Source organism: Streptomyces parvus (assembly GCF_014648875.1).
GTDB lineage: Bacteria > Actinomycetota > Actinomycetes > Streptomycetales > Streptomycetaceae > Streptomyces > Streptomyces parvus.
On record NZ_BMRY01000008.1, the window covers coordinates 381,944 to 387,943 of the forward strand.

Below are 6,000 nucleotides of genomic sequence, written 5' to 3' on the forward strand. Positions count from 1 at the left end.
CCGACAGCGCGGCACGCGGACCCCCGCGGTCCCGCGTGCCGATCGGCCCGGAGCCGCGCGCCGGTCGGGCCCGGAGCCGCGCGTCCGCCGGTCAGGTCCTCGGCGGGCCCGGACGCCCCTCCCCGTCAGCCGCCCGCGCGCAGCGCCGTCAGGATCCGTTCGACGGTGGCTTCGTCCCGGGCCGCCGTGAACGGCAGGTCGTTGCCGCCCGCGATCCGGAACGGGACGCCCGCAAGGGTCGCCTGCGCGCCGCCCGCCTCGGTGACCAGAAGCAGTCCGGCCGCGTGGTCCCAGGCGTACTCCCAGTTGAACGCGATGGCGTCCAGCTCCCCGCGTGCCACCGCCAGGTACTCCAGGCCCGCCGAACCGCAGGGCCGGGGCGCGATGCCGTCGGTACGCAGGCCGAGCAGGGCCCGCTTCTGGGCGTCGGTGGTGTAGTCGGGGTGCGACGTCGCCACGTTGAGGACGGCGCCGGGGGCAGGCGACCCGGAGCGTATCGGGGCGCCGTTGAGCGTGGCGCCCCGGCCGCGCACGGCGACGGCCATCTCGCCGAGGACCGGTGCGTACGTCCAGGAGGCGTGGATCTCGCCGTGCTGGGCGAGGGCGACCAGCGTGCAGAAGCCGGCCTCGCCCCGGACGAACTGGCGGGTGCCGTCGACCGGGTCGACGATCCAGACGGGGGCGTCGCCGCCGAGGGCGTCGTAGACCGCCGGGTCGGCGTGGACGGACTCCTCGCCGACGACGACCGAGCCGGGCAGCAGCTTGGTGAGGGCGGCGGTGAGGTGCTCCTCGGCCAGCCGGTCGGCGGCGGTGACCAGGTCGTGCGGGCCGCTCTTCTCGATGATCTCGTGGGCGGCGAGCTTCCGGTGGCGGGGCACGATCTCGGCCGCGGCGGCGGCGCGCACGGCGGCCTCGACCTCGGCCAGCGGTCCGGTGTCCCCGGCGGTCCCGTACAGGAAGTCATCGATCATGGCTCCACCCAATCACGGTCGCCCGGCGAGGCTGCCGCCGGGCGTTCGAGGGCCCTGGTCAGCTCGGTGCGAAGGCGCCGGCCGGCAGCGTCGCGCACCGCCGGCGACCGGGACACCGCCCCGGCTCCCGCGGCAACGTGGTCGCCCACGCCACTCTCGCCGCCGGCCGCAGCTGAGAACCGGTCCATCTGTTGTGGGGCGCCCAGGAGAGTGGCGCCCCACAACAGCCGCCCTCCGCGGGCCTTCCACCGCGGGAGCGAGGTGAGGATCCCCGCAGCCGCCGGGGAACCTCGTCGTGCGCGGTGCCTCCTCCTGACAGCCGCTCACATCGGGTATTCGCCACCGCCAGGACGTCGGATTGGTCAGCCCCGGGACCGCACCCGGTCGGGCTAATCCCGGGGGTGGACCACCGGACGCCGTGACGCGACCGGATGAAGTTTCTTCCCCGCCGACCAATCCGGCCGCGCGGCGGCTCCGGATAGCAGACATGACGATCAGAGCGGCACAACCGATCCGCCCGCCGGCGGACATCGCCCCCGACCCGCTCCACGGACGAGCGCTCTGACCCGAGTCGCCCCGCACCGGGGCGACGCCTGACCCGACGTCAGCACTGCGGATCATCAGCATCTGATCGCCGAATCACACCCCTCGGCGAACACGCAGTGCCACCAAACGAACACGCAGGAGATATCTCGTGACTGCCTTCCGCTACCGCCGCGCCGCCCTCGCCCTCGCCGCCGCCGCCGTCCTTCCCCTCACGCTGACCGCCTGCGGCGGGGACGACAGCTCCTCCGACGCCGCCGCGGACAAGGCCTCGTCCTCCGCCCCCGCGGAGGAGAAGTCGAGCGCGCCGGCCGACGGCGCCGCCCCCGCGGACGGCCCGTTCGGTCCGGCCTGCGCCACCGTCCCCAAGGACGGTGCGGGCTCCTTCGACGGCATGGCCCAGGACCCGGTCGCCACCGCCGCCTCCAACAACCCGGCCCTGTCCACCCTGGTCACCGCGGTGAAGAAGGCCGGTCTCGTCGACACGCTCAACAACGCCCAGAACATCACCGTGTTCGCGCCGACCAACGACGCCTTCGCCAAGATCCCCAAGGCCGACCTCGACAAGGTCCTGGCCGACAAGGAGATGCTCACCAACATCCTCACCTACCACGTCGTCGGCGAGAAGCTCTCCCCCATGCAGCTGGAGAGCGGCACCTACGACACCCTCCAGAAGTCCTCGCTCACCACCAAGGGCTCCGGCGAGAACTACACCGTCAACGACACCTCCAAGGTCGTCTGCGGCAACGTCCCCACCGCCAACGCCACCGTCTACATCGTCGACACCGTCCTCATGCCCAAGAGCTGACGCACACCCCACGCACCGCGCGGAAGACTCCGAACGGGCCGGGCCCCGAGTCGTCTTCACCGACTCGGGGCCTCCGTCAGCCCGGTGGCTGGTGCTGGTGGTGTGTACGCGTCAGCTCTGGTTCAGCGGCAGGGCCACGTCGGTGACCTGGTGAGCCTTGGCGCGCTCCCGAGCCGCCCGCTGTGCGGGACCATCCGGCCCGCAGCCGCACGAGGGCCCCGCCGATGTCCGGAGGCGGGCGGAGCCGCCACGCCGGTGCACGCCCGTTGCCGTGCCGCCGTGTGCGGGGAGACCAGGGCTGCACGACGTACGCAGCACCGACACCACCCCGGCGAGTGACGGCCTCGGGGGCGGCAGTCCGGGGATCGGCAGCCGCTCACCACGCCCGGGCGGCCCCGATCAGCAGATCGCGCACCCGCGCCACCTGAGGGTTGACGGCGGAACCGGGGCGCTGCACGAGGTACGCGGTGTTGATCGGCGGGTCCTCGGGGGCGTACAGCTCGACGAGGGCGCCCGAGGCCAGTTCGGCCGCGCAGAGATAGCGCGGCAGGACCGAGAAGCCCGCCCCCGCCACCACGGCGGCGAGCACTCCGCGCAGATCGGGCACGGTGACGGCGGCCCGGCAGTCGAGGCGGCGGCCGAAGACGTGGCGCCAGTAGCGGCGGGCGATGGGCAGGTCCTCGGCGTACGTCACCAGGGGCACGCCGTGCAGCGCGCCCGGCCCCCGGGTCGCGAGGTTCTCCGGCCCCCCGGTACGGGCGGCCCAGTGCGAGGCGGCCGTCAGCACGAACTCCTCGTCCATCAGCGGCACCGCGGACAGCGCCCGGCCGCGCGGCCGGGCCGTCGCGACGACCAGGTCGTGGCGGCCCGCCCGCAGCTCGTCCAGGAGCGGATCGGTGAGCCCGGTCGCGGCGCGCAGCAGCAGCCCGTCCGCGACGAGCGGAGCCAGCGCGGGCAGCACCCGCAGGCACATCAGCTCGGCGGGGCCCGCCAGGTGGACGGGGTCGGCCGGGCGTTCCCCGGCCGGGACCGTGTCGCCCGTGACCTCGGCGAGGGCGTCCAGCGGGGCGACGACCCGGGCCGCCAGCTCGTCCGCGTACGGCGAGGGGGCGACCCCGCGCGGCAGCCGCTCGAACAGCTCCCGGCCCACCTGCCGCTCCAGGGAGCGCATCTGGGCGGTGACGGTCGGCTGGGAGAGGCCGAGCAGCCGGGCGGCGGCGGTGAAGGACCCCGACCGGTGCACGGCGAGGAAGGTCCGCAGCAGATTCAGATCGGCCGGACCCGGTGGCGCGTCCGCCGTACGGCCCAGCCCCGCGAACCCATCAGGATCCTTATTTCTCATAGCTGCCAGCCTATTGGAAACCTATGGGTGACCCCGCCTACCGTCGCAGAGGTCAGCACTACCCGATCCCCCGACCGACCCCTCGACACCCCTCTGATCTACGGAGACGTACGACATGGCGAAGATCCTTTTTGTGGTGACCGGCGCGGACCACTGGACCCTGGCGGACGGCACGAAGCACCCCACGGGCTTCTGGGCCGAAGAGGCCGTCACCCCGTACGAGACCCTCACCGCCGCCGGCCACGAGGTGGTCGTCGCCACCCCGGGCGGCGTCGTCCCGAGCGTGGACCGCGGCAGCCTGGCGCCCGAGTTCAACGGCGGCCAGGAAGGCGCCGACCGGGTCGCGGCCGCACTGGACGCGTTCGAGGAGCTGCGGCGGCCCGTCGCGCTGGAGGACGTGGACCTGGACGCCTACGACGCGGTGTTCTACCCCGGCGGCCACGGCCCGATGGAGGACCTCGCGGTGAACGAGGCCTCCGGCCGGCTGCTCACCGCCGCTCTCGCCTCGGGCAAGCCGCTGGGCGTGGTCTGCCACGGTCCGGCGGCGCTGCTGGCCGCGACCGGCCCCGACGGCAAGAACGCCTTCGCCGGTTACCGGCTGACCGGCTTCACCAACACCGAGGAGACCCAGGCGGGACTCGCCGAGAAGGCGAAGTGGCTGCTCCAGGACCGGCTGGTGGCGGCGGGCGCGGAGTTCCAGGAGGGTGAGCCCTGGGCGCCGTTCATCGTCACCGACCGAAATCTGATCACCGGCCAGAACCCTGCCTCGTCCGCCCCGTTGGCCACCGAACTGGTCAACCGGCTCGGCTGACCGCCCACTCGGCGGCCGGGCCTCTCAGATCCAGTCCTGCCGCGCGGGCGGCTCGCAGAGTTCCAGCACCACCTCGCCCGTCTCCGGCTCGTCGCCGGAGACGGGCCGGACGCGTGCGCCGACCGTCACCAGGTGGGGGGCCGCCCCCACGATCCGGCAGCGGAAGACGAAGCCCTCGGAGAACCGGACCAGGGACTCGTTGCGGGCCGCCTCGGTGTAGCGGTGGATGACGGCGGTCCGGACGATCACGCCGTCGCCGGTGGTGCGTTCGGGCTCCAGTTCGCTGGACGCGCACACCGGGCACAGCAGCCGCCGGAAGGAGGCGGTGCCGCACCAGCGGCAGCGGTGGTAGGCAAGGCCGCACTCCTCGTGCGCCTTCTGGACGGTACCCATTCCTGTCTGGGACACGGCTCGACCCCCTGCGCTCGACTCGGACGCGCCGCACCTGCACTGCCGGCGCGTCCGCACCATATGGCACTGAGTGCCGGACAGTCTAGGCACTGAGTGCCCATTGATACTCAGTTCTCGCCGACGGCCGACTCGATCTGCTGCACGACGCGCCACATCGGGGTGCCCTTCCTCGCCACCATCACGACCACCTCACCGTCGCCGCCACTTCCACCGGAGACCGCAAGAGGGGCAGCGGGGACGACTGAGGCCTCGGGGGCAGCCGGGGCGGCGGGGGCAGTGGGGCGCCCCCACACCTCGCGCACCAGCGCGAGCGCGTGGTCGACCGCCACCTCGGGATCCCCCTCCCCGCCCGAACGCAGCCACAGCCGCAGCCCGTTGTTGTGCGCGGCGACCACGGACGCGGCGATCACCTCGGCCCGCAACGCCCCGTCGCCGTCCGCACCGAACCGGCTCCGCAGATGGCCGGCGAGGGTCTGCTCGTAACGGCGCACCACGGACAGCTCGTACGTCCGCAGCCCCGGCACCTCCCGGGTGAGGCGGTAGCGCTGCACGGAGAACTCGGGGTTGGCCGCGTACATCCGCAGCACGATGCGCGCGGCGTCGGACACCGCGCCGACCGGATCGCCGTCGTCGGCGGCGGCCAGGAACTCGGTCATCTCCGCCAGGCAGCGCTCGTGGTCCGGGAAGACCGCGTCCTCCTTCGACGGGAAGTAGCGGAAGAACGAACGCCGGCCCACGCCGGCCCGCGCCACGATGTCGTCCACGGTCGTCCGCTCGAAGCCCCGCTCCAGAAAGAGCTGGAAGGCCGCCTGCGCCAGCACCTCCCGCATGGGTGCCTTCTTCTCGGGTCCTCGCGCCTCGCTCATGCGGCGAAACGTAGCACCGGAAGAGGGGGTTTGGCACTGGGTACCTTTACAGAGGGTACTGAGTGCCATAGTCTCTTCATCAGTACGAATGACACCCAGGTGGGACCACACCCAGGTAGGCAGGAGAGCCGGCGTGAGCTTGAGGATCGTTGTCTGTGTGAAGTACGTGCCCGACGCGACCGGTGACCGGCGTTTCGCCGATGACCTGACGCTGGACCGTGAGGATGTCGACGGTCTGCTGTCGGAGC

At 72.9% G+C, this 6,000-nt stretch carries 6 protein-coding genes and 1 pseudogene; 3 read left to right on the forward strand and 4 right to left on the reverse strand.

Annotated elements, in window-relative coordinates; genetic code table 11:
• Nucleotides 1-125: 125 nt before the first annotated feature.
• Entirely contained in the window at nt 126-971 is an 846-nt protein-coding gene (locus tag IE140_RS25255) for an inositol monophosphatase family protein (protein ID WP_150197089.1), read from the reverse strand.
• 694 nt (nt 972-1,665) lie between these two features.
• Between IE140_RS25255 and IE140_RS25260 the strand changes: the two genes are divergently transcribed.
• Nucleotides 1,666-2,322 (forward strand): fasciclin domain-containing protein, encoded by a 657-nt coding sequence (locus IE140_RS25260; protein ID WP_150197088.1) that lies wholly within the window; start codon nt 1,666-1,668, stop codon nt 2,320-2,322.
• 376 nt (nt 2,323-2,698) lie between these two features.
• Here the strand turns inward: IE140_RS25260 and IE140_RS25265 are convergent, their stop codons facing one another.
• A complete protein-coding gene (locus tag IE140_RS25265; RefSeq protein WP_150197087.1) occupies nt 2,699-3,664 on the reverse strand; it encodes a LysR family transcriptional regulator in 966 nt (321 codons plus the stop codon).
• A 115-nt stretch (nt 3,665-3,779) separates the two neighbouring features.
• Between IE140_RS25265 and IE140_RS25270 the strand changes: the two genes are divergently transcribed.
• Nucleotides 3,780-4,475 carry a type 1 glutamine amidotransferase domain-containing protein gene (locus tag IE140_RS25270; protein ID WP_150197086.1) on the forward strand — a complete coding sequence of 232 codons (696 nt, stop codon included), beginning with the start codon at nt 3,780-3,782 and terminating at the stop codon, nt 4,473-4,475.
• A gap of 24 nt (nt 4,476-4,499) precedes the next feature.
• On the opposite strand, the gene IE140_RS25275 is transcribed toward IE140_RS25270, so the two are convergent.
• Nucleotides 4,500-4,868: a Zn-ribbon domain-containing OB-fold protein gene (locus IE140_RS25275; RefSeq protein WP_010072666.1), complete on the reverse strand. Its 369-nt coding sequence runs from the start codon at nt 4,866-4,868 to the stop codon at nt 4,500-4,502.
• A 125-nt stretch (nt 4,869-4,993) separates the two neighbouring features.
• Nucleotides 4,994-5,716 carry a TetR family transcriptional regulator gene (locus tag IE140_RS25280; protein WP_189460723.1) on the reverse strand — a complete coding sequence of 241 codons (723 nt, stop codon included), beginning with the start codon at nt 5,714-5,716 and terminating at the stop codon, nt 4,994-4,996.
• Between the two features lie 169 nt (nt 5,717-5,885).
• Here IE140_RS25280 and IE140_RS25285 point away from each other — a divergent pair.
• Nucleotides 5,886-6,000: pseudogene (locus tag IE140_RS25285) on the forward strand (electron transfer flavoprotein subunit beta); the annotation flags it as partial.

What these genes read in the sequence shown, in the direction of transcription:
- IE140_RS25270 (WP_150197086.1), top strand. Translation starts at nt 3,780, where the DNA reads ATGGCGAAGATCCTTTTTGTGGTGACCGGCGCGGACCACTGGACCCTG.
- IE140_RS25265 (WP_150197087.1), bottom strand. Translation starts at nt 3,664, where the DNA reads ATGAGAAATAAGGATCCTGATGGGTTCGCGGGGCTGGGCCGTACGGCG.
- IE140_RS25280 (WP_189460723.1), bottom strand. Translation starts at nt 5,716, where the DNA reads ATGCGGGAGGTGCTGGCGCAGGCGGCCTTCCAGCTCTTTCTGGAGCGG.
- IE140_RS25255 (WP_150197089.1), bottom strand. Translation starts at nt 971, where the DNA reads ATGATCGATGACTTCCTGTACGGGACCGCCGGGGACACCGGACCGCTG.
- IE140_RS25275 (WP_010072666.1), bottom strand. Translation starts at nt 4,868, where the DNA reads ATGGGTACCGTCCAGAAGGCGCACGAGGAGTGCGGCCTTGCCTACCAC.